The sequence below is a fragment of the Leifsonia sp. NPDC058194 genome (assembly GCF_042883605.1).
GTDB lineage: Bacteria > Actinomycetota > Actinomycetes > Actinomycetales > Microbacteriaceae > Leifsonia.
Genome location: NZ_JBHVVL010000002.1, coordinates 93,925 through 117,232 on the forward strand (window position 1 = coordinate 93,925; position 23,308 = coordinate 117,232).

General features: G+C 70.5%; 19 protein-coding genes. 14 read left to right on the forward strand and 5 right to left on the reverse strand.

The window, feature by feature from the left end:
• Positions 1-1,926 carry a YhgE/Pip family protein gene (locus ACFVU2_RS07230; protein WP_387872554.1) on the reverse strand — a complete coding sequence of 642 codons (1,926 nt, stop codon included), beginning with the start codon at positions 1,924-1,926 and terminating at the stop codon, positions 1-3.
• Complete coding sequence (locus tag ACFVU2_RS07235) at positions 1,926-4,808, reverse strand: MMPL family transporter (RefSeq protein ID WP_387872555.1); 2,883 nt, start codon at positions 4,806-4,808, stop codon at positions 1,926-1,928. Before ACFVU2_RS07235 ends, ACFVU2_RS07230 begins: the two co-directional genes overlap by 1 nt.
• 128 nt (positions 4,809-4,936) lie before the next feature.
• Between ACFVU2_RS07235 and ACFVU2_RS07240 the strand changes: the two genes are divergently transcribed.
• Positions 4,937-5,608, forward strand: coding sequence for a TetR/AcrR family transcriptional regulator (locus ACFVU2_RS07240; RefSeq protein WP_387872557.1), 672 nt, complete (start codon positions 4,937-4,939; stop codon positions 5,606-5,608).
• A 67-nt stretch (positions 5,609-5,675) separates the two neighbouring features.
• Positions 5,676-6,548: an SGNH/GDSL hydrolase family protein gene (locus ACFVU2_RS07245; RefSeq protein ID WP_387872558.1), complete on the forward strand. Its 873-nt coding sequence runs from the start codon at positions 5,676-5,678 to the stop codon at positions 6,546-6,548.
• A gap of 13 nt (positions 6,549-6,561) precedes the next feature.
• Here the strand turns inward: ACFVU2_RS07245 and ACFVU2_RS07250 are convergent, their stop codons facing one another.
• Positions 6,562-7,359: a sugar phosphate isomerase/epimerase family protein gene (locus ACFVU2_RS07250; RefSeq protein ID WP_387874362.1), complete on the reverse strand. Its 798-nt coding sequence runs from the start codon at positions 7,357-7,359 to the stop codon at positions 6,562-6,564.
• 144 nt (positions 7,360-7,503) lie between these two features.
• On the opposite strand from ACFVU2_RS07250, the gene otsA reads away from it, so the two are divergent.
• The 8 genes from otsA (at position 7,504) to ACFVU2_RS07290 (ending at position 17,143) form a co-directional block, all read left to right on the forward strand.
• Positions 7,504-9,030, forward strand: a complete 1,527-nt coding sequence (gene otsA / locus ACFVU2_RS07255; protein ID WP_387874364.1) for an alpha,alpha-trehalose-phosphate synthase (UDP-forming) — start codon at positions 7,504-7,506, stop codon at positions 9,028-9,030.
• 40 nt (positions 9,031-9,070) lie between these two features.
• Positions 9,071-9,877, forward strand: coding sequence for a trehalose-phosphatase (gene otsB, locus ACFVU2_RS07260; RefSeq protein ID WP_387872560.1), 807 nt, complete (start codon positions 9,071-9,073; stop codon positions 9,875-9,877).
• Between the two features lie 81 nt (positions 9,878-9,958).
• Positions 9,959-11,065 (forward strand): acyltransferase family protein, encoded by a 1,107-nt coding sequence (locus ACFVU2_RS07265; RefSeq protein ID WP_387872561.1) that lies wholly within the window; start codon positions 9,959-9,961, stop codon positions 11,063-11,065.
• Positions 11,066-11,114: 49 nt separating this feature from the next.
• Positions 11,115-12,809 (forward strand): dihydroxy-acid dehydratase, encoded by a 1,695-nt coding sequence (gene ilvD / locus ACFVU2_RS07270; RefSeq protein ID WP_387872562.1) that lies wholly within the window; start codon positions 11,115-11,117, stop codon positions 12,807-12,809.
• Between the two features lie 54 nt (positions 12,810-12,863).
• On the forward strand, positions 12,864-14,672 hold the full coding sequence (locus ACFVU2_RS07275) for an acetolactate synthase large subunit (RefSeq protein ID WP_387872564.1): 1,809 nt from the start codon (positions 12,864-12,866) through the stop codon (positions 14,670-14,672).
• Between the two features lie 20 nt (positions 14,673-14,692).
• Positions 14,693-15,202, forward strand: a complete 510-nt coding sequence (ilvN, locus tag ACFVU2_RS07280) for an acetolactate synthase small subunit (protein WP_025157344.1) — start codon at positions 14,693-14,695, stop codon at positions 15,200-15,202.
• 75 nt (positions 15,203-15,277) lie between these two features.
• Positions 15,278-16,306: a ketol-acid reductoisomerase gene (gene ilvC / locus ACFVU2_RS07285; RefSeq protein ID WP_387872566.1), complete on the forward strand. Its 1,029-nt coding sequence runs from the start codon at positions 15,278-15,280 to the stop codon at positions 16,304-16,306.
• Positions 16,307-16,405: 99 nt separating this feature from the next.
• A complete protein-coding gene (locus ACFVU2_RS07290; protein ID WP_387874366.1) occupies positions 16,406-17,143 on the forward strand; it encodes a copper homeostasis protein CutC in 738 nt (245 codons plus the stop codon).
• A 10-nt stretch (positions 17,144-17,153) separates the two neighbouring features.
• On the opposite strand, the gene ACFVU2_RS07295 is transcribed toward ACFVU2_RS07290, so the two are convergent.
• Entirely contained in the window at positions 17,154-17,543 is a 390-nt protein-coding gene (locus tag ACFVU2_RS07295) for a DoxX family membrane protein (protein ID WP_387872567.1), read from the reverse strand.
• Between the two features lie 140 nt (positions 17,544-17,683).
• Here ACFVU2_RS07295 and serA point away from each other — a divergent pair, with 140 nt between their 5' ends.
• The 3 genes from serA (at position 17,684) to ACFVU2_RS07310 (ending at position 21,060) form a co-directional block, all read left to right on the forward strand.
• The gene (gene serA / locus ACFVU2_RS07300; RefSeq protein ID WP_387872569.1) at positions 17,684-19,276 is read left to right on the forward strand and encodes a phosphoglycerate dehydrogenase; all 1,593 of its coding nucleotides are present in this window, start codon (positions 17,684-17,686) and stop codon (positions 19,274-19,276) included.
• Between the two features lie 133 nt (positions 19,277-19,409).
• Positions 19,410-19,775, forward strand: a complete 366-nt coding sequence (locus ACFVU2_RS07305; protein ID WP_387872571.1) for a YciI family protein — start codon at positions 19,410-19,412, stop codon at positions 19,773-19,775.
• 34 nt (positions 19,776-19,809) lie between these two features.
• A complete protein-coding gene (locus ACFVU2_RS07310; protein WP_387872573.1) occupies positions 19,810-21,060 on the forward strand; it encodes an RNA polymerase sigma factor in 1,251 nt (416 codons plus the stop codon).
• Between the two features lie 51 nt (positions 21,061-21,111).
• On the opposite strand, the gene ACFVU2_RS07315 is transcribed toward ACFVU2_RS07310, so the two are convergent.
• The gene (locus ACFVU2_RS07315) at positions 21,112-21,663 is read right to left on the reverse strand and encodes a TetR/AcrR family transcriptional regulator (RefSeq protein ID WP_387872575.1); all 552 of its coding nucleotides are present in this window, start codon (positions 21,661-21,663) and stop codon (positions 21,112-21,114) included.
• Positions 21,664-21,723: 60 nt separating this feature from the next.
• Here ACFVU2_RS07315 and ACFVU2_RS07320 point away from each other — a divergent pair, with 60 nt between their 5' ends.
• A complete protein-coding gene (locus ACFVU2_RS07320; RefSeq protein WP_387872576.1) occupies positions 21,724-23,256 on the forward strand; it encodes an MFS transporter in 1,533 nt (510 codons plus the stop codon).
• Positions 23,257-23,308 lie beyond the last annotated feature (52 nt).

The following is a 23,308-nucleotide window of genomic DNA, read 5'->3' on the forward strand; positions in this document are numbered from 1 at the left end:
CTATTCGGCCGGGAGCAGCTGGGACGCGCGGACGACCCTCCTGCGCGCGATCGCGACGAGCGCGAGCCCGAAGCCGAACGCCGCCCAGAGGAGCAGGCCGCCGAGCCCCCGCCACACGTCCGAGCTGCCGGCCACCACGCCCTGGAGGGCTGTGATCGCCGGTGACGTGGGCAGCCAGGGGATCGCGCCGTCGAAGAACGCGGGCGCGGTGGAGACGATCCCGGAGGCGAGCGTGATCACCACCACGAGCATCGAGAGGAAGCGCCCGACGCCGCCGAGGAGCGCGACCAGGCCGTGGTTGACCGCCGCGAAGGCGACCCCGACCCCGACCGCGACGGCGGCGAACCCGATCCAGCGCCCGGCGTCGAGCGACAGCGCGGGCTGCATGATGGCGGCGACCAGCACGCCCTGCACGGCGCCGAGGACGGCGGCCGGTACGAAGCCGTCGAGGGCGATGAGGCCGGCGGCGCGCGAGGTCAGCAGCGCCCGGCGCGAGACCGCCTGCAGCACCAGGAACGAGGCCAGGGCACCCAGCCACAGCGCCACCGACGCGAACAGCGGGATGCTGGTCGAGCCGAACGCGGCCGTACCGTCGGCCTTCTGCGTCACCGGCTCGGAGGCGACCGAGGCCAGGTTGGTGCGCTCGCCCGAGTCGTAGCTCGGCAGCTGGGCGACGGCGGTCTTCAGCCCGGAGGCGAGGGAGGCCGCGCCCGACGCCGACTGATCGGCCCCGGTCGCCAGCGGGGTGATGCCCGATGCCAGCTGCGCGACGCCGTCGGAGAGCTGCGCGGCGCCCGAGGCGCTCTGCGACGCGCCGTCGGCCAGCTGCGCGGCCCCGGCGGCGGACTGCTGCGCGCCCGTGGCGAGCTGCTGGGCCCCGGAGGCGCTCTGCGCGATGCCGTCCGTCAGTGCGGGCATCCCCGCCGCGAGCTGCGCGGCTCCGGCCGCGATGCCCGCCTGACCCGGCACTCCGTTGACCGTCGCGGCCTGCGTGGCGATGTCCGTGCAGAGCTCGGCGCTGCCGCCTTCCTTGACGCACAGTTGAGCGAGAGCCGAGAGCTTCGTCCCGACGCCCGCGATGGCACCGGAGAGCTGCGCGGTCTGTGCCGGCAGAGCGGTGGTGCTGCTCTGCAGCCGGCCGAGCCCCGTGGCCAGGCCGGACGCACCGGTGGAGAGCTGGGAGACGCCGCCCGAGAGTGCCGATGCCCCTGTGCTCAGCTGCCCGATCCCGCCGGAGAGCGATGACGCGCCCGTCGCGAGCTGCCCGGCCGCGTCGTTCAGCTGGTGCGTGCCGCTCGCCAGCTGGGTGAGCCCGTCCGAGAGCGAGGCGGCCCCGGTCGCGGCCTGACCGATCTGGTCGTGCAGGGTGTTGAAGCCCACGTACACGTTCTCCAGGTAAGTCGAGGTGAGCTGCTTGTTGAGCACCGTGGTCGCCGTCGAGGTCACCACCTGGCTGATGGCCGGGTCCACGAGCTTGGACGTGGAGCTGGTGCGCACGTCGATGGTCGCCTGGGTCGCGGCGGCCGCATCCCCCGACGGCGAGGTGGCGGCCTTCGAGAACGACTTCGGGATGGTGACCACGGCGACGTAGCGGCCGTCGGCGATTCCGCTCTCGGCATCCTTCTGGTCGGTGAGCACCCAGCTGAAGTTGTCCTTCGTGCTGTCCAGGAGGCCGGCGGAGAGCTGCCGGCCGAGCGGCACGGTCTGGTCGCCGATCTTCACCGGCTGGTCGAGGTTGACCACCGCGGCCTTGACGTCGCCGAGGCGGTCGGTCGGGTTCCAGAGTGCCCAGACGAGCAGGCCGCCGATGGCCAGCGGCACCAGGACGATCCCGACGATCGTGAGCCAGGTGATCCGCTTGTCGGAGCGCATCCGCTCCAGGGAGAACAGGGATCCGGGGCGGCGGAGGGGGGACGGGCTGGTCATCAGGCGTTCGCCTTCTCGAGGTGGGCCGGCAGATGGGCCGGGTGATCGGGGAGTGCGGAGGGGTCGTCCGGCAGCAGTACAGTGCCGGTCTCGACGCCGTCGGGCAGGAGGTCGTCGAGTCCCGCGGGGTCGACGACGCTCACGACGAGAGCGAAGGGGCGCTGCTCGACGTGCGAACGGCTGAGCGCGGCCGAGAGCTCGGAGCGGATGCGGCGGCGCTCGACCGGGTCGGTCACCGTGTCTGCGGCGTCGAGCGCGAGAAGCTGCGGGCGACTGGCCAGTGCCCGTCGCACGTCGTCGACGGGGGTGTCGGACGTGCCCAGACGGACGACCGAGGTGCGGCCGCGCACACCGGATCCGCGGGTGGGGAGCACGAGGCCGGCCACCTTCATCGTCCCGGCGTCGGGCTTGGTGCGCCCGGTCATCGCCATCAGCAGGGTGAGGGCGGCCATCCGGTCGCCGCCGTGCACGACGAGCACCTCGTGGTCGCCGAGGCGGAAGGACACGTCGCGCAGGACGGCACGGCCTCGCACGCTGACCGACAGGCTGTCGGCCGCCGCGACGAACCGCGCACCCGGCTCCGGCCAGTCGGCCAGCTCCAGTTCCTTCTGCAGCCCGTCGCCCTCCACGTCGAAGGAGGGGAGGAGGCGGTCGAGCCAGCGCGGCATCCACCACGCCTTGTCCCCGAGCAGCTGGAGGACGGCCGGAACGAGCGTCATCCGCACGATGAATGCGTCGACGAACACGCCGACGGCGAGGCCGAGGGCGATGGGTTTGATGGAGGTGTCGCCCTCTGGCACGAACGCGGCGAAGACCGAGATCATGATGATCGCGGCGGCCGTGACCACCTTCGCCGATCCCACGAAGCCGCTCTGCACCGCGCGGCGCGCGTCGCCGCCGTGCACGTAGTCCTCACGGATGCGACTGACGAGGAACACCTCGTAGTCCATCGCGAGCCCGAAGAGCACGCCCATCAGGATGATCGGCATGAAGCTGATCACCGGGCCTGTCTTGTCGATGTTCAGCGCGTCGGCGAACCAGCCCCACTCGAACACGACCGTGACCGCGCCGAAGGCGGCCCCGACCGAGAGCAGGTACCCGAGCGCGGCCTTGATCGGCACCGCGATGGAGCGGAACACCATCGTGAGCAGCACGAGGGAGAGTCCGACGACGAGGATGCCGAAGGGGAGGAGCGCACCGGCCAGCCGGTTCGAGACGTCGATCTGGGCGGCCGTGGTGCCGGTCACCTTCAGATCGACGCCGTACTCGTCGAGGAAGTGCTGGTGCTTCGCGCGCAGCTCGGCGACGAGGTCGGCGGTGCGCTGGTCGTCCGGGCCCGTGGCCGGGATGACCTGCACGATGCCGGTGTCCGCGGTCTCGTTGGGCGTGGAGAGCGGCACGGCGGCCACGCCGGGCAGCTCGGCGATCTCGGCACCGATCTTGTCCATGAGTCCGACCGGATCGGTGCTCGAGATGATCGAGCCGGTCACGATGAGCGGGCCGTTGTAGCCCGGACCGAAGTGCTCGGAGATGAGGTCGTAGGTGATGCGGGCCGGATCGTCGGCGGCGTGCGAGCCGGCGTCGGGGAGGGCGAGCCTCAGCTGCAGGGCGGGGACGGCCGCGATCCCGAGCGCGACGACGACCGCGACCACGGTCACGATCGGGAAGCGCGTGACGGCGCGCACCCAGCCCCGGAAGAAGCCCTTCGGGATCTCCGCGGTGGCGGCGTGGGCGAGGCTCGGGGCCGCTGCGGCCGGTCGCTCGACGGGAGCGGAAGCGTCGGCCGGAGCGTCAGCGGGAGCACCCGCGCCGGCCGCAGCCCGGGCGGCGCGCTTCGCCGCGCGACGGGAGGCACGGCGCCCGGGGGTGATCCGGGCGCCCGCGAAGCCGAGGAACGCGGGGGTGAGGGTGAGCGCCACGAGCACGGCGATCGCCACCGCCGCCGAGGCGGCGAGTCCCATGGTGGTGAGGAAGGGGATGTTGGCGACGGCGAGGCCGGCCAGCGCGATGATCACCGTGATGCCCGCGAAGAGCACCGCCGATCCGGCCGTGGCCAGGGAGCGCGCTGCCGACTCCTCGGGATCGACTCCGGCCTTCAGCTGGCTCTGATGGCGGGAGATGATGAAGAGCGAGTAGTCGATCCCGACGGCCAGCCCGAGCATGAGGGCGAGCAGCGGGGTGGTCGACGAGATCGGCCCGAAGATCGTGGCGATGAAGATGAGGGCCATCGAGAGCCCGACTCCGAGGAGTGCGGTCGCCAGCGGCATCCCGGCCGCGATGATCGACCCGAAGGTCAGGATGAGGACGACCAGCGCGATCCCGACGCCGACCAGTTCCGTGACCGAGAGCGTCGGGAGGCTCTGCGAGAACAGCTGACCGCCCACGGCGACCTGCGAGCCATCGGGCAGCTGTTTCTGCAGGTCGGCGCCGGCATCCTTCAGCGCGGTCTTGGTCTCCTCCGTGACCGTCGTCTGCTGGCCGGTCAGCTGCACCGTGACGATCGCGGCCGTCCGGTCGTCGGAGATCAGGTTCTTGACGGTCGTGCTGTACGGCGAGGTGGCGCCCGAGACGCCGTCGACCTTCGCGAGATCGGCGACGGTGCTCTCCACCGGCGTCTCGATCGACGACTGGTCGACCGTCTCGCCCTTCGGTGCGACCACGACGATCTGCGCGCTCGTGCCGCTGACCTGCGGGAACGTGCGGCTCAGCGTGTCGAGCGCCTCCTGGGATTCGGTGCCCGGGATGCTGAAGGTGTTGTCGGTGCCCTGGTTGAACGCGATGGCGCCGCCGGCGACCAGCACGAGCAGCAGGAGCCACAGCGAGACGACCAGCTTGCGGGCGCGGAAGGCCCAGCGGCCGATCGAATACAGGAGTGAGGACACGCGTTCTCCAGTGGTGATGTGACCGGGGGTGTCACAGGAATGAAGGGCTTCGATACACTGTTGTATCCGATGCTCGACTGTATCGGATACACTCGTGTATCTGGAACTCGACTCAGGAAGGTTTCAGCTTGGACAGCACAGCTCTCAGAGACGGTCGCGACGACGCGCCCGCCGAGTCCGCGCGCCGCCGCCGCACCCGTGAGCGGCTGCTCGACGCCGCGTTCGACGTCTTCGCCGAGCAGGGCGTCCGCGCGGCGAGCGTCGAGACCATCGCCGAGGCGGCGGGCTTCACCCGGGGCGCGTTCTACTCCAACTTCTCCACCAAGGAGGAACTCTTCTTCGCCCTGATGGAGCGCGAGAAGACGATGCGGCTCGCACAGCTCGACCAGGGCCTCGCCCAGCACCTCGCCCCGTTGGTCGAATCCGGCGTCACCGAGATCGACGACGCCCAGGTGATCGACATCGTCACCAAGATCCTCGAGCTGCAGTCGGACGACCGGCGCTGGTGGCTCGTGCAGTCCGAATTCCAGCTCCTGGCGCTGCGCGATCCGGCGATCGCGGGAGGCTATCTGGCGTTCCAGGACGGCTTCTACCGCGACCTGACCGAGATCGTGATCGCGGCCCTGGCGAGCGCGCACCGCCGCTTCACCATCGACCCGGCGGAGGCCGTGCGGGTCATCGCCGAGCTCTGCGCCAGCGGCGAGGCGCACGCGCTCCTCGCCGGCGACGAGCGCAAGTTCGCCGAACGCCTCTCCGAGAGCGTGCCCGCCGTGCTGCTGGCCCTCACCGAACGGATCTGACCGCCTCCCGCCGACCTCCCGGCTGGATCGGACCGAACGCCAAGGCATCTTCGGTACGCTCGATCAGATGCGACGCAGAGCCCTCCCGACCGCGCTCGCCGGTGCACTGGCCGCCGCGGTGCTGACACTGGTGGCCGCCTGCGCCGGCCCGTCCGCCGTCGCCCCGGCGGCGACCGCGCAGGCGGAGTCGACCGCGACGCCGTCCGCCACGCCGGACCCGTTCCCGCGGCAGCCCCTCACGGCGAAGACACGGTACGTCGCCCTGGGCGACTCCTTCGCGGCAGGGATGGGAGGCGGCGGCGAGACGGGCAAGTGCCGGTCGAGCTCTGCGAGCTACCCGTCGGTCTTCACCCGCGAGTCCGGCGTCGACCTCGTCGTGAACGCGTCGTGCTCCGGCGCCACCACCTCGGACCTCCTGCGCAAACAGCTGATCTCCCTCGACGACCGCACCGACCTCGTCACCGTCAGCATCGGCGGCAACGATCTGGGCGTCGCCGCGATCGCGGCGGACTGCGCGGCGGGAAAGGCGGCCTCGTGCCGCAGCCAGCTCACGTCCGCGCTGTCGCTCCTCAACGTCCTCCCGGAGCGTCTCGCCACCGTGTACGACGCGATCCTGCAGGCGGCGTCGAACGCGCGGGTCGTCGTGACCGGGTACGCCCTCATGTACGACGCCTCCGACCCGAACGCCAAGGACTTCGGCATGGCCGCGGCGATCAACGCCGCGACGATCGGCCTCAACCAGGTGATCGACGACGCGGTCGACGCCGAACGGGCCAAGGGCGCGCCGATGACCTTCATCGGCGTCGACTTCGCCGGGCACGCCATCGGGGACGCGAAGCCGTGGGTGCACACGAGCGGCGTCGACGCGTTCCACCCGACTGCGGACGGCTACGCCGAGTACGCGCGGCAGCTCGTCCGGCGCCTCGGCACGGCGGGCTGAGCGGGCCGTTCGGCTAGGGGGCCGCTGCGCTGCTGTGCTCGCGGGCGAACTCCAGCGTCTCGCGCAGCAGGTCGAGCCGCTCCGGCCGGGTGCGCGCCTTGCGGGTGTTGACCTCTGCCACCACCGAGCCGCTCCAGCCGGTCGCGGCGAGCAGTCGCAGCACCTCTGCCACCGGCTGCGTTCCCCTGCCCGGGACCAGGTGCTCGTCGAAGACCCGGGAGTCGTCGAGGGTGCCCGAGCCGTCGCACAGGTGCACGTGGCTCAGCCGCGTGCCGAGCTCCTGTGCCAGACGCAGGCCGTCGACACCGCTCAGGGCGGCGTGCGAGAAGTCGAGCGTGACCGCGTCGCAGTCCATCCCCAGAGGATTCCAGCCGGGGGAGTAGGCCGCCATCGAACGCCCCGCGACCTTCCACGGGAACATGTTCTCGACCGCGACGGTCACCCCGGACGCCGCCGCCGTCCCGCGCACGATCCCGAGGAAGTCGTCGGCGTACCCGGACTGCCAGCGGAACGGCGGGTGCACCACGACGGTCTCCGCGCCCAGGTCCGCCGCCAGCGCGGCCGAGCGCTCGAGCTTCACCCGCGGATCGCGGCCCCAGACGAAATGGGTGAGCAGCAGGACGGGGGCGTGGATGCTGAGGATGGGCATCCCGAACCGCTCGGACAGCGCGCGTAACGGCGCGGCCGCCTGGGTGGCGTCGTCGCGGGTGACCATCACCTCCACGCCGTCGAAGCCCAGCTCGGCGGCCGTGCGGAAGGCTTCTTCGGGGCCGAGGGGGTAGACGCAGGTCGTTCCCATGCCGATGCGCATCACGGCCGAACTCTAGCCCCGGGCACTGAACGACGCGTGTCGTACCGCCGAACGGCGTCCCCGTCCAGGCCCCGGACCGCCGGGAGCGACGCTGGTACTGTGGCGGGAAGCCACCCCCACCGACGCCGAGGGAGAGGATCCACCATCTCAGCGAAACCCGACACCGCATCCGCCACCGAAACCTACGATCTGGTCATCGTCTCGAACCGCCTGCCGGTCGACCGGGTGATCGACGACGACGGGAACGCGGACTGGCGCCCGTCGCCCGGTGGTCTGGTGGCGGCGCTGGAGCCGGTGATGCGGTCGCAGGACGGGATCTGGATCGGCTGGGCCGGCGTCTCCGGCGAGGAGGTCGAGCCCTTCGAGGCCGACGGGATCAACATCCTGCCGGTGCCGCTCAGCGAGCAGGAGCTGCAGGAGTACTACGAGGGGTTCTCGAACGACACCCTCTGGCCGCTGTACCACGACGTGATCGCACAGCCGAGCTTCCACCGCGAGTGGTGGGAGAGCTATGTGAAGGTCAACCGCCGGTTCGCCGACGCCGCCGCCGGCGCCGCCGCACGCGGCGCCGTGGTGTGGGTGCACGACTACCAGCTGCAGCTCGTCCCCGCGATGCTGCGCGAGACGCGGCCGGACCTCGTCATCGGCTTCTTCAACCACATCCCCTTCCCGCCCTACGGCATCTACTCGCAGCTGCCCTGGCGCCGCCAGATCATCGACGGGCTGCTCGGAGCCGACGTCATCGGCTTCCAGCGCGTCGCCGACGCGGGCAACTTCTCGCGCGCCGTCCGCCGCCTCAAGGGCTACGAGACCCGCGGGCCCATCATCGAGGTGCCGATCGACAGCGACGACCCCGAGGCCGGTTCGCACCGCCACGTGACGACGAACCGTCACGGCGGCCTGGCGCGCACCGTGCTCGCCCGGGCCTTCCCGATCTCCATCGACGCGGACAAGTACCAGGAGCTCGCCCGCCGCCCGGACATCCAGGCCCGTGCCCGCGAGATCCGCGAGGAGCTCGGCAACCCCGAGACGATCATGCTCGGCGTCGACCGGCTCGACTACACCAAGGGGATCGGCCACCGGCTCAAGGCGTTCGGCGAGCTGCTGCGCGACGGCGACCTCTCGGCCGAGGACGTGACGCTCGTCCAGGTGGCGAGCCCGAGCCGGGAGCGCGTCGAGACCTACCGGCAGCTGCGCGACGAGATCGAGCTGACGGTCGGTCGCATCAACGGCGACTACTCGACGCTCGGCCACAGCGCGATCGCCTACCTGCACCACGGGTACCCGCGGGAGGAGATGGTCGCCCTCTACCTCGCGGCGGACGTCATGCTCGTGACTGCTCTGCGCGACGGGATGAACCTGGTCGCCAAGGAGTACGTCGCCTCGCGCGTCGACGACGACGGCGTCCTCATCCTGAGCGAGTTCGCGGGTGCCTCGGACGAGCTGCGGCAGGCCCTCCTGATCAACCCGCACGACATCGAGGGGCTGAAGGAGTCGATCCTCCAGGCCGTCGCGATGCCCAAACGCGATCGCACGCGCCGCATGCGCGCACTGCGCAAGAAGGTGCTGACGAACGACGTCGCACGCTGGTCGGCGTCGTTCCTGGACGCCCTGACACGCGCCGCGCACGGCGACCACCCCCTCCAGAACCCGATGGTGAACCGCCGCTGACCCGGCGTGCCCGACCTCCCGCACCGAACCGGAAAGCCGCATGACCGACTCCACGCCGTCCTTCCCGCCCGACTCCGCCATCGCGATCGCCGCCGCCGTGCGCCGGCTGGCGGAGGCCGACCGGCTGCTGCTCGCCCTCGACTTCGACGGCACGCTCGCACCGTTCGTCGACGTCCCCCGCGGCGCGCGCGCCCTGCCGGAGGCCAAAGCCGCGCTCGACCGGCTCGAGAAGCTCCCGGACACCTGGGTCGCCTACGTGTCCGGCCGGCCGCTCGAGAGCCTGGAGGCCGTGACCGAGGCGGACGAGGACGCCCTGCTGATCGGATCGCACGGCGTGGAGATCCGGTTCGGCCGCGACGGCGTCTCCCTCGACCTGAGCGACGACGAGCGCACGACGCTCGACCGGCTGGGGGAGACCCTCGGCCGGCTGGTGGACTCTGTCCCCGGGACGAAGCTCGAGGTCAAGCCGGTCGGCTTCGGCGTGCACTACCGCACGGTGGAGGGCGACCGCGGCGCCGAGGTCGTCCGGCGGGCCTACGAGGCCGCCGGCGAGGTCAGCGACGCCCTGACGGTGCGCGACGGCAAGGACATCATCGAGTTCTCCGTGCGTGGCGCCGACAAGGGGGACGGCATCGAGCGGCTGCGCGAGTACACCCGGGCGACGGCGGTGCTCTTCGCGGGCGACGACGTCACCGACGAGGACGGCCTGCGCGTGCTGCGGCCGCACGACGGAGACGTGGGCGTCAAGGTCGGGGAGGGGGAGACCGCGGCCCAGTACCGGGTGGCCGACGAACGTGCGATCGCCACACTGCTGACGCTGCTCGCGGAGGCGCGCGCCTCGCGCTGAACGACGGTCGCCGCGGCGTCGATGCGTCGCTGGCGATAGAGTCTCTGCGGCGGTAGAGGGGTTCGGACGCGGGGGAGAGTCATGACGGAGGCCATTGAGGCGCGGGCGGTCGTCGCCGAGGGTGCGCACAGATCACGGATCGACGGGCTCGACTATCTCCGGCTCATCGCCGCCCTCGCCGTCGTCGCATTTCACTGGATCTACTACGGCCCGTGGGTGGGGATCATCCCCCTGCGCACGTCCTTCGTGCTCGGCGCATCGTATGGTGTGCTCGGCGTCGAACTCTTCTTCATCATCAGCGGGTTCGTCATCGCCACGTCGATCCACGGTCGCGATGCCGGTGGATTCTTGGCGAGCCGCGCCACGCGTCTGTATCCCGCCTATTGGGCAGGATTGATCGTCTCGGTAGGGGTTCTCGCGCTCACGAACGGACTCGGGATCCACGGGGTCAAGCAGATCCTCGCCAACGTGACGATGTTCGCGCCGCTTCTGGGGTACGAGAACCTCGAGGGCGTGTATTGGACGCTCCAGATGGAGCTGCTCTTCTACATCATGGTCGCCGTGTTCGTCTTGGCGGGCAAGCGCAGCTGGCTCGACCTCTTCTTCCCCATCTGGGCCATCGGCATGCTCGTCTCGACCATCCTCCTGCCGCTGGTCTCCGAATTGCCGCTCCTCGGGTATCTGAACCTCTTCTTCGCCGGAGGCGCCGTGATCGCGGGAGGAGCACGCAGCGGGTGGACGCCGTTGCGTATCGCGGGATTGGCCGCGGCCGTGATCGGCGGGGCGATCGCCGCGGTCCGGCACGGTCTCAAAGGCCCCTTGGTGCCGTGGGAGCCGGCGATCGTCGTCGCGGTGGTGGTGGGCATGTTCGGCGTCGTCCTCCTCCTAACCGTTCCGCGTATCGCCCGTGCCCGCCTGCCCGGCAGCCGTGTCGCCGGTGCGATCACCTATCCCCTCTACCTCGTGCACTGCGCGATCGGCTATGCGCTCATTGCGGCGGTCGCGACGCCGGAGACCGCGTGGTGGGTCACCGGCGCCTGTCTCGTCGTGGTGCTCGGTGTCTCCTATCTGATCCACCGGCTCGTCGAGCAGTTGCCGGCGGGGATCTGGCGCACGGTGTTCGGCGTCTGTATCGCACGGCCGGTGCGGAGACTGCAGACCGTGTTGACAGGAGGGGCGGACCGCTAATTCCGCGGACATGAACGGACGAGCATTCGAGACGTCCTAGAGTTGTCCCATGCCAGAGATCGATTGGAAGCCGCGTTCACGCGTCGTCACCGACGGAATCGAAGCCACGACGAGCCGGGGCATGCTCCGCGCGGTCGGCATGGGCGACGCCGACTGGGAGAAGCCGCAGATCGGCATCGCCAGCTCGTGGAACGAGATCACCCCCTGCAACCTCTCCCTCGACCGGCTCGCCCAGGGCGCCAAAGAAGGCGTGCACTCCGGCGGCGGCTACCCGCTGCAGTTCGGCACCATCTCCGTCTCGGACGGCATCTCGATGGGCCACGAGGGCATGCACTTCTCACTCGTGTCGCGTGAGGTCATCGCCGACTCGGTCGAGACGGTCATGATGGCCGAGCGTCTCGACGGCACCGTGCTGCTCGCGGGCTGCGACAAGTCGCTGCCCGGCATGCTCATGGCCGCGGCGCGGCTCGACCTGTCGGCCGTGTTCCTCTACGCGGGCTCCATCGCTCCGGGCTGGGTCAAGCTGTCGGACGGCACCGAGAAGGACGTCACGATCATCGACTCCTTCGAGGCCGTCGGCGCTTGCAAGGCGGGCAAGATGAGCGAAGAGGACCTCAAGCGCATCGAGTGCGCGATCGCTCCGGGCGAGGGCGCCTGCGGCGGCATGTACACCGCGAACACGATGGCCTCCGTCGCCGAGGCGCTCGGGATGAGCCTCCCGGGCTCGGCCGCCCCGCCGTCGGCCGACCGCCGGCGCGACTACTTCGCCCACCGCTCGGGCGAAGCCGTCGTCAACCTCCTCAAGCTCGGCATCACCGCCCGCGACATCCTCACGAAGGAGGCGTTCGAGAACGCCATCGCCGTGGCCATGGCGTTCGGCGGCTCGACCAACGTCGTGCTCCACCTGCTCGCCATCGCGAACGAAGCCGAGGTCGAGCTCACGATCGACGACTTCAACCGCATCGGCGACAAGGTCCCGCACATCGGCGACCTCAAGCCCTTCGGCAAGTACGTGATGAACGACGTCGACCGGCACGGCGGCGTCCCGGTGGTCATGAAGGCCCTGCTCGACGCGGGACTCATCCACGGAGACTGCCTCACCGTCACCGGCAAGACCGTCGCGGAGAACCTCGCCGAGATCAACCCGCCGGCTCCGGACGGCGAGGTCATGCGCACGCTCGACAACCCGATCCACGCCACAGGCGGCATCACGATCCTCAAGGGATCGTTCGCCCCCGAGGGCGCCGTCGTGAAGACCGCGGGCTTCGACGCCCAGGTCTTCGAGGGACCGGCGCGCGTGTTCGAGCGCGAGCGCGGTGCGATGGACGCCCTCACCGAGGGACGTATCAACGCCGGCGACGTGGTGGTCATCCGCTACGAGGGCCCCAAGGGCGGACCGGGCATGCGCGAGATGCTCGCCATCACCGCGGCCATCAAGGGCGCGGGCCTCGGCAAGGATGTACTACTATTGACGGACGGACGATTCTCAGGCGGCACAACCGGCCTGTGCATCGGCCACATAGCACCCGAAGCGGTGGACGCAGGTCCCATCGCCTTCGTGCGCGATGGTGATCTGATACGGGTCGATATCGCGGCTCGCTCCCTCGACCTACTTGTCGACGAGTCTGAGCTGAATGCCCGCCGTGAAGGCTGGGCTCCTCTTCCTCCGCGCTATACCCGTGGCGTTCTCGCGAAGTACTCCAAGCTCGTGCGTTCTGCAGCAGAAGGCGCGGTCACGGGGTAGTCCTTCGCCTCTCCAGCAGTATCAACCGTTTCGTACGTAAGGGACCGATAAGGCATGTCCTCGGATGCAACCCCCAACACCGTGTTGCCCTCCGCGACGCCGGGCAAGGCGTCGCCCGAACAACTGACCGGATCGCAGTCCGTCGTCCGCACCCTCGAGCTCCTCGGCGTCACCGACGTCTTCGGGCTCCCGGGCGGGGCGATCCTGCCGATCTACGACGCGATCGTGGACTCGTCCAAGATCCGACACATCCTCGTCCGCCACGAGCAGGGCGGCGGCCACGCCGCCGAAGGCTACGCGGCGGCCTCCAACAAGGTCGGCGTCGCCATGGCGACCTCCGGCCCCGGTGCCACCAACCTCGTCACCGCGATCATGGACGCGCACATGGACTCCGTCCCCGTCGTGTTCATCACCGGCCAGGTGTTCTCGACCCTGATGGGGACGGACGCCTTCCAGGAGGCGGACATCGTCGGCATCACCATGCCGATCACGAAGCACTCCTTCCTGGTCAAGCGCGTGGAGGACATCCCGGCCACCATCGCCGCGGCGTACCACATCGCCGGAACGGGCCGCCCGGGCCCGGTGCTCGTCGACATCACCAAGGACGCACAGCAGAACACGGCACCGTTCGTGTGGCCCCCCAAGGTCGACCTCCCCGGCTACCGGCCGATCACCAAGGCCCACGGCAAGCAGATCCTCGCCGCGGCCCAGCTGCTCGTCGAGAGCAAGAAGCCGGTCCTCTACGTGGGCGGCGGCGTCATCCGCTCGCGCGCATCGCAGGAGCTGCTGGAGCTCGCCGAGACGATCGGCGCCCCCGTGGTCACCACGCTGATGGCGCGCGGCGCCTTCCCGGACTCCCACCAGCAGCACCTCGGCATGCCGGGGATGCACGGCACGGTCCCGGCCGTGCTGGCGCTCCAGGAGTCCGACCTCATCGTGTCGCTCGGCGCGCGGTTCGACGACCGCGTCACCGGCAACACCTCCCTCTTCGCGCCCAACGCGAAGATCGTGCACGTCGACGTCGACCCTGCCGAGATCTCCAAGATCCGCATCGCCGACGTCCCCATCGTCGGCGATGCCAAGGACGTCATCGTCGATCTGACCGCCGCGTTCCAGGACGCGTCCGCGTCGGCCGGTGCGCCCGACATCGTCGAGTGGTGGACGTACCTGAACGGGCTCCGCGAGGAGTTCCCGCTCGGGTACAGCGAGACGAGCGACGGCCTCCTGGCCCCGCAGTTCGTGATCAAGCGCATCGGCGAGCTGACCGGACCGGAGGCGATCTACACCGCCGGCGTCGGACAGCACCAGATGTGGGCCGCTCAGTTCATCAAGTACGAGCGTCCCAACTCGTGGCTGAACTCGGGCGGCGCCGGCACCATGGGCTACTCGGTGCCCGCCGCGATGGGCGCCAAGGTCGCCCAGCCCGACCGCACGGTGTGGTCGATCGACGGCGACGGCTGCTTCCAGATGACCAATCAGGAGCTCGCCACCGCCACGCTCAACAACATCCCGATCAAGGTCGCGATCATCAACAACTCGTCGCTCGGCATGGTGCGGCAATGGCAGACGCTGTTCTACGACGGTCGCTACTCGAACACCGACCTCAACACGGGGCACGACACCGTGCGCGTCCCGGACTTCGTGAAGCTGGCCGAGGCGTACGGCGCCCTGGGCATCCGCGTCACGAAGGAGGAGGAGGTGGACGCCGCCATCGCACTCGCCCTGGAGACGAACGACCGCCCGGTCGTCATCGACTTCGTCGTGAGCGCCGACGCCATGGTGTGGCCGATGGTGCCGCAGGGCGTCAGCAACAGCTACGTCCAGTACGCCCGCGACCACAGCCCCGCCTTCGGAGAGGAGTGACCCCCGTGAGCACGACCGGTATCACCACCCATGTCCTGAGCCTCCTCGTGGAGGACAAGCCCGGCCTGCTGACGCGGGTCGCCGGCCTGTTCGCCCGGCGCGGGTTCAACATCCACTCGCTCGCGGTGGGCACCAGCGAGGTCGAAGGGCTCTCGCGCATCACCGTTGTCGTCGACGTCGAGGGCCTGCCGCTCGAGCAGGTCACCAAGCAGCTCAACAAGCTGATCAACGTCATCAAGATCGTGGAGCTCGACCCGGCCCAGTCGGTCCAGCGCGAGCACCTGCTCATCAAGGTGCGCGTCGACAACTCCACCCGCTCCCAGGTCCTGGAGGCGGTCAACCTGTTCCGCGCCCGCGTCGTCGACGTGGCCACGGACGCGCTCGTGATCGAGGTCACGGGCGACTCCGGCAAGACCCAGGCACTGCTCAAGGTGCTCGAGCCCTACGGGATCAAGGAGATGGCCCAGTCGGGCCTGCTCGCGATCGGACGCGGTTCGAAGTCGATCACCGAGCGCGTCTTCAAGAACTGACCCGCCTCCCCGGCGGCGGCAGAAGCAGTCCGAACTCAGAAGCAGTCAGAAACACGTACGAAGGAGAATCCCCCAGTGGCTGAGATCTATTACGACAACGACGCAGACCTCTCGATCATCCAGGGCAAGAAGGTCGCCGTCATCGGCTACGGCTCGCAGGGTCACGCGCACGCGCAGAACCTCCGCGACTCGGGCGTCGAGGTCGTCATCGGCCTGAAGGACGGCTCGAAGTCGAAGCCGAAGGCCGAGGAGGCGGGCTTCCGCGTCCTCAGCGCCGCCGACGCCGCCAAGTGGGCCGACGTGGTCGTCATCCTCGCCCCGGACCAGGTGCAGCGCCACCTGTACGCCGAGGACATCCAGCCGAACATCGAAGAGGGCAACGCACTCGTCTTCGGTCACGGCTTCAACATCCGCTTCGGCTACATCGAGGCCCCCGAGGGCGTCGACGTGATCATGGTCGCCCCGAAGGGACCGGGCCACACCGTGCGCCGCGAGTACGAGGCCGGCCGCGGCGTCCCCGTGATCGTCGCCGTCGAGAAGGACGCCACCGGCAACGCGTGGCCCCTCGTCCTCAGCTACGCCAAGGGCATCGGCGGACTGCGCGCCGGCGGCATCAAGACCACCTTCACCGAGGAGACCGAGACCGACCTGTTCGGCGAGCAGGCCGTGCTCTGCGGCGGTGTGTCGCAGCTCGTCCAGTACGGCTTCGAGACCCTGACCGAGGCCGGCTACCAGCCGCAGGTCGCCTACTTCGAGGTGCTGCACGAGCTCAAGCTCATCGTGGACCTGATGTGGGAGGGCGGCATCGCCAAGCAGCGCTGGAGCGTCTCCGACACCGCCGAGTACGGCGACTACGTCTCGGGCCCGCGCGTCATCGACCCGCACGTCAAGGAGAACATGCAGGCCGTCCTCGCCGACATCCAGTCCGGCGCCTTCGCCGAGCGCTTCATCGCCGACCAGGACGCCGGCGCGCCGGAGTTCCTCGCGCTGCGCAAGAAGGGCGAGCAGCACCCGATCGAGGCGACCGGCCGCGAGCTGCGCAAGCTGTTCGCCTGGAACGCGTCGAACGACGACGACTACGTGGACGGCGAGGTCGCGCGCTGACCCAGCGCACCGACCGGCGCCGCTCGACGGCGCACTAGTCTGAGGGGTGCCGTGCTCGACAGAGCACGGCACCCCTTCGTCGTCGAGAGGAACAGCACCATGGGCCGCCCCGCCGTCGAGATCGCCGTGCAGGACCTGCCGGGCATCCGCATCGCCCTCGCCGAAGGAGCCGACCGCATCGAGCTCTGCTCGGCTCTCGGGCTCGGCGGGCTGACGCCGTCCGCCGGACTGCTGCGCGGCGCGGTCGCGGCGGCCGAGGCCGCATCCCGGCCGGACTTCGTCCACGTGCTGGTGCGACCGCGCGGCGGGGGGTTCGTCTACGACGAGGACGAGCTCGCGACGACGGTCGCCGACATCCGGTTCGCCCGGGAGTCCGGGGCATCCGGCGTCGTCGTCGGCGCGCTGGACGAGCAGAACCGGGTCGACCTCGCGGCCGTGGAACGCTTCGTCGCCGCAGCCGATGGGGCGGCGGTCACCTTCCATCGGGCGCTCGACATCGTGCCGGACCCTCTGGAGGCCCTCCAGCACCTGGCCGATCGCGGCGTGACCCGGGTGCTCACGTCGGGCGGTGCCGCCCGCAGCATCGACGGGCGGGACGGGCTCGCCGCCCTCGCCGACCGCGCGGCCGGCCGCATCCAGGTGATGGCGGGCGGGGGAGTGCGGGTGGAGGACATCCCCGCGCTCGTCGCGGCCGGCGTGGACGCAGTGCACCTGTCGGCGCGCGACACCGTACACGGCGCCCCGAGCGGCCCGGGAGGCGGCGAGGCCGTCTACGACATCACCGATCCGACGACCGTGCACGCGGCGGTCGCGGCCGCCCGCGCTGCGCGCGACTAGACCGCTACCGTCAGAGCGCGCAGACCACGCAGAGCGCGATCAGGACCAGCTGCAGCAGCGCGCGCGGGATGAGCGGCGTCCCGAACGCGCCGAACTTCTGCGGGTGCCGCGCGGCGTACGCGTTCGCCGGGAACACCGCGATCAGGAAGACGACCAGGCAGATCGCGGCGGCGACGCGCGTGGCCGGGACCAGCAGCCCGACGCCGCCGGCCAGCTCGCAGACACCGGTGAACGCCACCAGCACGGGCGGCGCGAGGACGCCCGACCCGCGCAGGGCCGGCGGGATCATCGCCGCCATTCCCCGTGCCGGCCCCGGCACGAAGTGCAGCACCCCCATCACGACGAAGACGACGGCCAGGGCCAGCCGGGTCACCAGCTGCACGATCTCGAAGACGGTCACCGGCCCATCCTCTCCCGCGCGGGCGTAACGCGGCGAAAGCACGCCCCGCGCGCCCGCTAGAGTTAAGCCGGACTCGCGCCCCGACGCCTGCGGCGCTCTTCTCTCCCAAGTCAGCCCTGCACCTCGAAGGAATCTGCCACGTGACAAAGCCGGTCGTCCTGATCGCCGAAGAACTCTCGCCCGCCACCGTCGACGCCCTCGGGCCCGACTTCGAGATCCGCTCCGTCGACGGCACCGACCGTCCGGCTCTGCTCTCCGCCGTGGCCGATGCCGACGCGATCCTGGTCCGTTCCGCCACCAAGGTCGACGCCGAGGTCATCGCCGCCGCCCCGAAGCTGAAGGTCGTCGCCCGCGCGGGCGTCGGGCTCGACAACGTCGACATCAAGGCGGCCACCTCGGCGGGCGTCATGGTCGTGAACGCCCCGACCTCCAACATCATCTCGGCCGCGGAGCTCACGGTCGGGCACATCCTGAGCCTCGCCCGCCACATCCCGCCGGCGCACAGCGCGCTCGCGCAGGGACAGTGGAAGCGCTCGAAGTACACCGGCGTCGAGCTCTACGAGAAGACGATCGGCATCATCGGCCTCGGCCGCATCGGCGCGCTGATCACCGCCCGCCTGCAGGCGTTCGGGACCAAGGTCATCGCGTACGACCCCTACGTCACCTCGGCCCGCGCCCAGCAGCTGGGCGTGCAGCTCGTCACCCTCGACGAACTGCTCGCCGAGGCGGACTTCATCACGATCCACATGCCGAAGACGCCGGAGACCACCGGCATGATCAGCGACGACCAGCTCGCGCTGATGAAGGAGACGGCGTTCATCGTGAACGTCGCCCGCGGCGGCCTGATCGACGAGGACGCCCTCTACCGCGCGCTGACCACCGGCTCGATCGCGGGCGCAGGGCTCGACGTCTTCGTCAGCGAGCCCCCGACGGACTCGCCGCTGCTCTCCCTCGAGAACGTCATCGTCACCCCGCACCTCGGCGCGTCGACCGACGAGGCGCAGGAGAAGGCGGGCGTCTCGGTCGCCCGTTCGGTGCGCCTGGCGCTCTCGGGCGAGCTCGTCCCGGATGCGGTGAACGTCGCCGGCGGTGTGATCGACCCCTACGTCCGCCCCGGCATCCCGCTCGTCGAGAAGCTCGGACAGGTGTTCTCGGGCCTCGCCGAGAGCCCGCTGACCAGCATCGACGTCGAGGTGCGCGGCGAGCTGGTGGACTACGACGTCAGCGTGCTGAAGCTCGCGGCGCTCAAGGGCATCTTCACCAACATCGTCAGCGAGACCGTCTCGTACGTGAACGCGCCGCTGCTGGCGGAGCAGCGCGGCATCGAGGTCCGGCTCATCACCGACTCGGTGAGCGAGGAGTACCGCAACCTGATCACGCTGCGCGGCGCCCTCAGCGACGGCTCGCAGGTCTCGGTCTCGGGCACGCTCACCGGGACGAAGCAGATCGAGAAGATCGTCGAGATCAACGGCTACGACGTCGAGGTGCCGGTCGCCCAACACCTCATCGTCATGGTCTACGACGACCGCCCGGGCATCGTCGCGGTCTACGGCCGCGAGTTCGGCGAGTCGTCCATCAACATCGCCGGCATGCAGATCGCCCGCACCTCGGCCGGCGGCAAGGCGCTCAGCGTCCTGACCGTCGACTCGCGGGTGCCGGAGGGGCTGCTCGAGAAGGTGCGGGTCGCCATCGACGCCGATCTGATGCACGAGATCGACATCACCGAGGCCTGATCGATCCCGATCGACCGTACGACAGCCCGCCGGAGAAGTTTTTCCGGCGGGCTGTCGATTTCCGTGGTCGACTGACGTCGTACTGGTGTTCACATCAGAGAGCGCGCATGCGCGCGAGACGTAAGGAGACATCATGTCCGAGGAGTACGTCCTGCTCATCCGGGAGCCCGACTGGGATCCGGCGTCGATGAGCGCGGAGGACTGGGAGGCCGGGATGGCCGGTCACCGGGCGTTCCAGGAGGCGGTCGCAGCGGCGGGGGAGAAGATCCTCGCGATGAACGCCCTGCAACCCGTCAGCGCCGCGACGAAGATCACCCCGCGCGCCGGCGGCGCGCCGCTGATCACGGACGGCCCGTTCGGCGAGACCCGGGAGGTCGTGACCGGCTTCTACGGCTTCACCGCATCGAGCCCGGAGCAGGCGCGCGAACTCGCGGCGCTGGTGCCGACCGCCGGCTGGGTGGAGCTCTACCCGGTGCTCGTCCTCGACCGCGTGAACTGATTGTGCCGGTGGTCGCAGCTTGTTTGAATGAGCTGTGACCACCGCCATCGAGCGCGCGTACCGCACCGAGGCGCCGCGCATCCTGGGCGCCGTCGCCCGCACCACCGGCGACCTGCTGCTCGCGGAGGACGCCGTGCAGGAGGCCTTCGCGCGCGCCGTCGCCGAGGAGGCGGCCGGGCGGGAGCCCGCGAATCCCGCGGCCTGGATCACCACCGTCGCGCGGCGGATCGCGGTCGACATGCGTCGCCGCGAGTCCACCGCGCTGCGCGCCCTTCCCGGGCTGGCTGCGGACGAGGCCGGGCGCGCGGGCCTGATCGGATCGGCGGAGGCCGACATGCTGGCCGATGATGTCTTCACGGGCGACGAACGGCTCGAGCTCATCCTCCTGGTCTGCCATCCCGAGGTGGCCGAGGAGACCAGGGTCGCACTCGCGCTGCGGTTCGTCTGCGGGGTGCCGACGGCCCAGGTGGCCGAGGTCTTCCTGGTGCAGGAGCCGACGATGGCCGCACGCCTCACCCGGGCGAAGAAGCGCATCCACGACTCACGGCTCCGTTTCGCCGCGGACGATCAGGGCGACCTGACCGCCCGGCTGCCGGACGCGCTGACGACCGTGTACCTGCTGTACACGATCGGGCACGCGCGCGCCGACGGTCGTCTGCGCTCGTACGCGATCGAGCTGGCGCGGGATGCGCACCGGCTGCGGCCCGACGATCCGGAGGCGACGGCAGTGCTCGCCCTGCTGCTGCTCACGGAGGCCCGGCAGACGGCGCGACTGTCGGTGCCGGACGACTTCGTCACGCTCGCGGATGCCGACCGCTCCCAGTGGGATCGCGGGATGCTGGCCGAGGGCGAACGGCTCGCGACCGGCGCGTTGACGACGGTGACGGAGGAGGGCCCCGGCCGGTTCGCGATCCAGGCGGCCATCGCGGGCCTCCATGGGATCGCCCGCACGTGGGAGGCCACCGACTGGCCGGCGATCGCGCGGCTGTACGACGGCCTGGTGAGCCGGTGGCCGTCGGCGACGGCGCAGCTCGGCCGGATCGTCGCGCGCGGGTACAGCCCGGACGTCGGGCCCGACGCGGCTCTCGCCGAGCTCGACGCGCGACCGGAGGTGTTCGACGGCGTGGTGGCGGGCCAGGCGCTGGCGGTGCGGGCGGATCTGCTGCGCGCCGGCGGGCATCCTGCACGAGCCGAGGAGGCCTACGCCCGCGCGATCGACGCGACCTCGGACGAGCGGGTCAGGCGGTTCCTCCTCCGCCGGCTCGCCGAGGTACGCGGGGCGTGACGGGCCGGCGGGCGTGTAGGTGGTCCCACCGGTGGTCCCACCGGCGTCGGGTCAGACGGTCGGCCCGTCGGCGAGCCGCTTGACGAGCTCGATCACGCGGTCGAGATCGGTCTCGCTGCGCAGGACGGCGTTCGTGTCGGGGAGCAGGGCGGTGTTGTAATACATCCCGTCGCCGATGAGCATGATGATCCGCGCCACCAGCGGATCGCCGACCGACGACTCGAGGATGTCGAGCCAGGAGCGCTGCATGGCGGCGAGCGCGTCCCTCGCCCGGCTGTCCGAGCTCTGCGCCAGGCGCGCGACCGCGACGATCGAGCGTTCGAGGTCGTTGTCGGTGGGGATGGAGGTGCGGATGAAGTAGTCGACGGGCCCCTCCGGCGCGGTGCGCATCCGCTCCAGGTCCGTCTCGACCTGTGCGGTCAGGCGGGCGAGCACGCCGTCGACCATCGCGTCCTTCGAGGCGAAGTGGTACAGCAGGCCGCCCTTGGAGACGCCCGCGCGCGCCGCGACGGCATCCAGCGTCGCCGCTCGCTCGCTCTGCTCGCCGAGGAGCTCCTCGAAGGCGTCGAGGATGCGGTCGCGGGCGGAGGGGGTTTCGGCCATGCCGCCATGCTAGCCGCTCGAGCTTGATTGCTGTACCGTCCAGACGGTACAGTAGATGCCATGTCCACGCCGAACATCACCCTGCCCGCGCCCTCCGTCGCCCCGCGCGCCGGTGCGCGCGAATGGGTGGCGCTCGCCGTCCTCATGCTCCCGGTCCTCCTGGTCTCGATCGACAACACCGTCCTGAGCTTCGCCCTGCCCGCGATCTCGCAGGCGCTCGAGCCGAGCGGCACCGGGATGCTCTGGATCATCGACGCCTACCCCCTCGTCCTCGCCGGCCTCCTCGTCTCGATGGGCAGCCTCGGCGACCGCATCGGCCGTCGCAAGTTGCTCATGATCGGGGCGACGGGATTCGCCCTCGTCTCGGTGGGCGCGGCCTTCGCGCCGACCACCGAGCTGCTGATCGCCGCTCGCGCGAGCCTCGGCTTCTTCGGTGCGATGCTCATGCCGTCCACGCTCTCGCTGCTGCGGAGCGTCTTCACCGACCGCGAGCAGCGCCGGCTGGCCATCGCGGTGTGGGCATCCGGGTTCGCGGCGGGATCCGCCCTCGGGCCGATCGTCGGCGGCCTTCTGATCGAGCACTTCTGGTGGGGCTCGGTGTTCCTGCTGGCCGTGCCCGTGCTGATCCCGCTGCTCGTCCTCACGCCGCTGCTGGTGCGCGAGTCGCGTGATCCCAACCCCGGGCCGATCGACGTGCCGAGCATCCTGCTCTCCCTGCTCACCATGGCGCCCGTCGTCTACGGCATCAAGACGCTCGCGTCGGACGGCTTCTCGGTCGCCGGGATCCTCGCGATCGCGATCGGCGTCGTCGCGGGCTGGCTGTTCGTGCGCCGCCAGCTGCGCCGACCCGTCCCGATGCTCGACATGCGGCTCTTCCGGCGCGCGTCGTTCAGCGGAGCGGTGCTCATCAACCTGCTGAGCGTGGTGTCGCTCGTCGGCTACCTGTTCTTCGTGTCCCAGCACCTGCAGCTCGTCCTCGGGCTCAGCCCGATCGAGTCGGGGCTCGTCCTCATCCCGGGACTCGCGACCATGATCGTCGCCGGCCTCGTCGTCGTTCCGATCGCCCGACGGGTGCGGCCCTCCGTGGTCGTGCCGGTCGCGCTCACGATCTCGGCGACCGGCTACCTCGTGATCGCGCTCTCGGGAGGCGATGCGCAGGCCGGGACGCTCATCCTGTCGTTCGTGCTGCTGGGGCTCGGGATCGGTGCGGCGGAGACCGTGTCGAACGAGCTCATCCTGACCAGCGCCCCCGCGGAGAAGGCCGGGGCGGCCTCCGCCGTTTCCGAGACCGCGTACGAGCTGGGCGCCGTGCTCGGCACCGCGACGCTCGGCACCATCCTGACCGCGTCGTACCGATCGGCGGTGGTGCTGCCGAGCGGGCTGACCGAGGCGCAGGCGCACGCCGCGGGGGAGACCCTGGGCGGTGCGACCACCGTGGCCGGTCAGCTGCCTGCGCCGCTGGGCGAGCAGCTGCTCGCCTCGGCGCGCGAGGCCTTCGACTCCGGTGTCGGTCTGACCGCCGGGATCGGCGTCGGCCTGATGGTCGCGGCCGCCGTGCTCGCCGTGGTCTCGCTGCGCAAGCTGCGCGGCTGAGACGGCGCCCGGCGGGCCGCGCCCGGCCGGTAATGTGGGGGTGTCCGCCCGC

Bases quoted from the DNA above. Each gene is read 5' to 3' on its own strand.
- ilvD (WP_387872562.1), top strand. From the start codon at position 11,115: ATGCCAGAGATCGATTGGAAGCCGCGTTCACGCGTCGTCACCGACGGA.
- ACFVU2_RS07265 (WP_387872561.1), top strand. From the start codon at position 9,959: ATGACGGAGGCCATTGAGGCGCGGGCGGTCGTCGCCGAGGGTGCGCAC.
- ACFVU2_RS07275 (WP_387872564.1), top strand. From the start codon at position 12,864: ATGTCCTCGGATGCAACCCCCAACACCGTGTTGCCCTCCGCGACGCCG.
- ACFVU2_RS07250 (WP_387874362.1), bottom strand. From the start codon at position 7,359: ATGCGCATCGGCATGGGAACGACCTGCGTCTACCCCCTCGGCCCCGAA.
- ACFVU2_RS07245 (WP_387872558.1), top strand. From the start codon at position 5,676: ATGCGACGCAGAGCCCTCCCGACCGCGCTCGCCGGTGCACTGGCCGCC.
- ACFVU2_RS07320 (WP_387872576.1), top strand. From the start codon at position 21,724: ATGTCCACGCCGAACATCACCCTGCCCGCGCCCTCCGTCGCCCCGCGC.
- otsB (WP_387872560.1), top strand. From the start codon at position 9,071: ATGACCGACTCCACGCCGTCCTTCCCGCCCGACTCCGCCATCGCGATC.
- ACFVU2_RS07230 (WP_387872554.1), bottom strand. From the start codon at position 1,926: ATGACCAGCCCGTCCCCCCTCCGCCGCCCCGGATCCCTGTTCTCCCTG.
- ACFVU2_RS07315 (WP_387872575.1), bottom strand. From the start codon at position 21,663: ATGGCCGAAACCCCCTCCGCCCGCGACCGCATCCTCGACGCCTTCGAG.
- ACFVU2_RS07290 (WP_387874366.1), top strand. From the start codon at position 16,406: ATGGGCCGCCCCGCCGTCGAGATCGCCGTGCAGGACCTGCCGGGCATC.
- ACFVU2_RS07305 (WP_387872571.1), top strand. From the start codon at position 19,410: ATGTCCGAGGAGTACGTCCTGCTCATCCGGGAGCCCGACTGGGATCCG.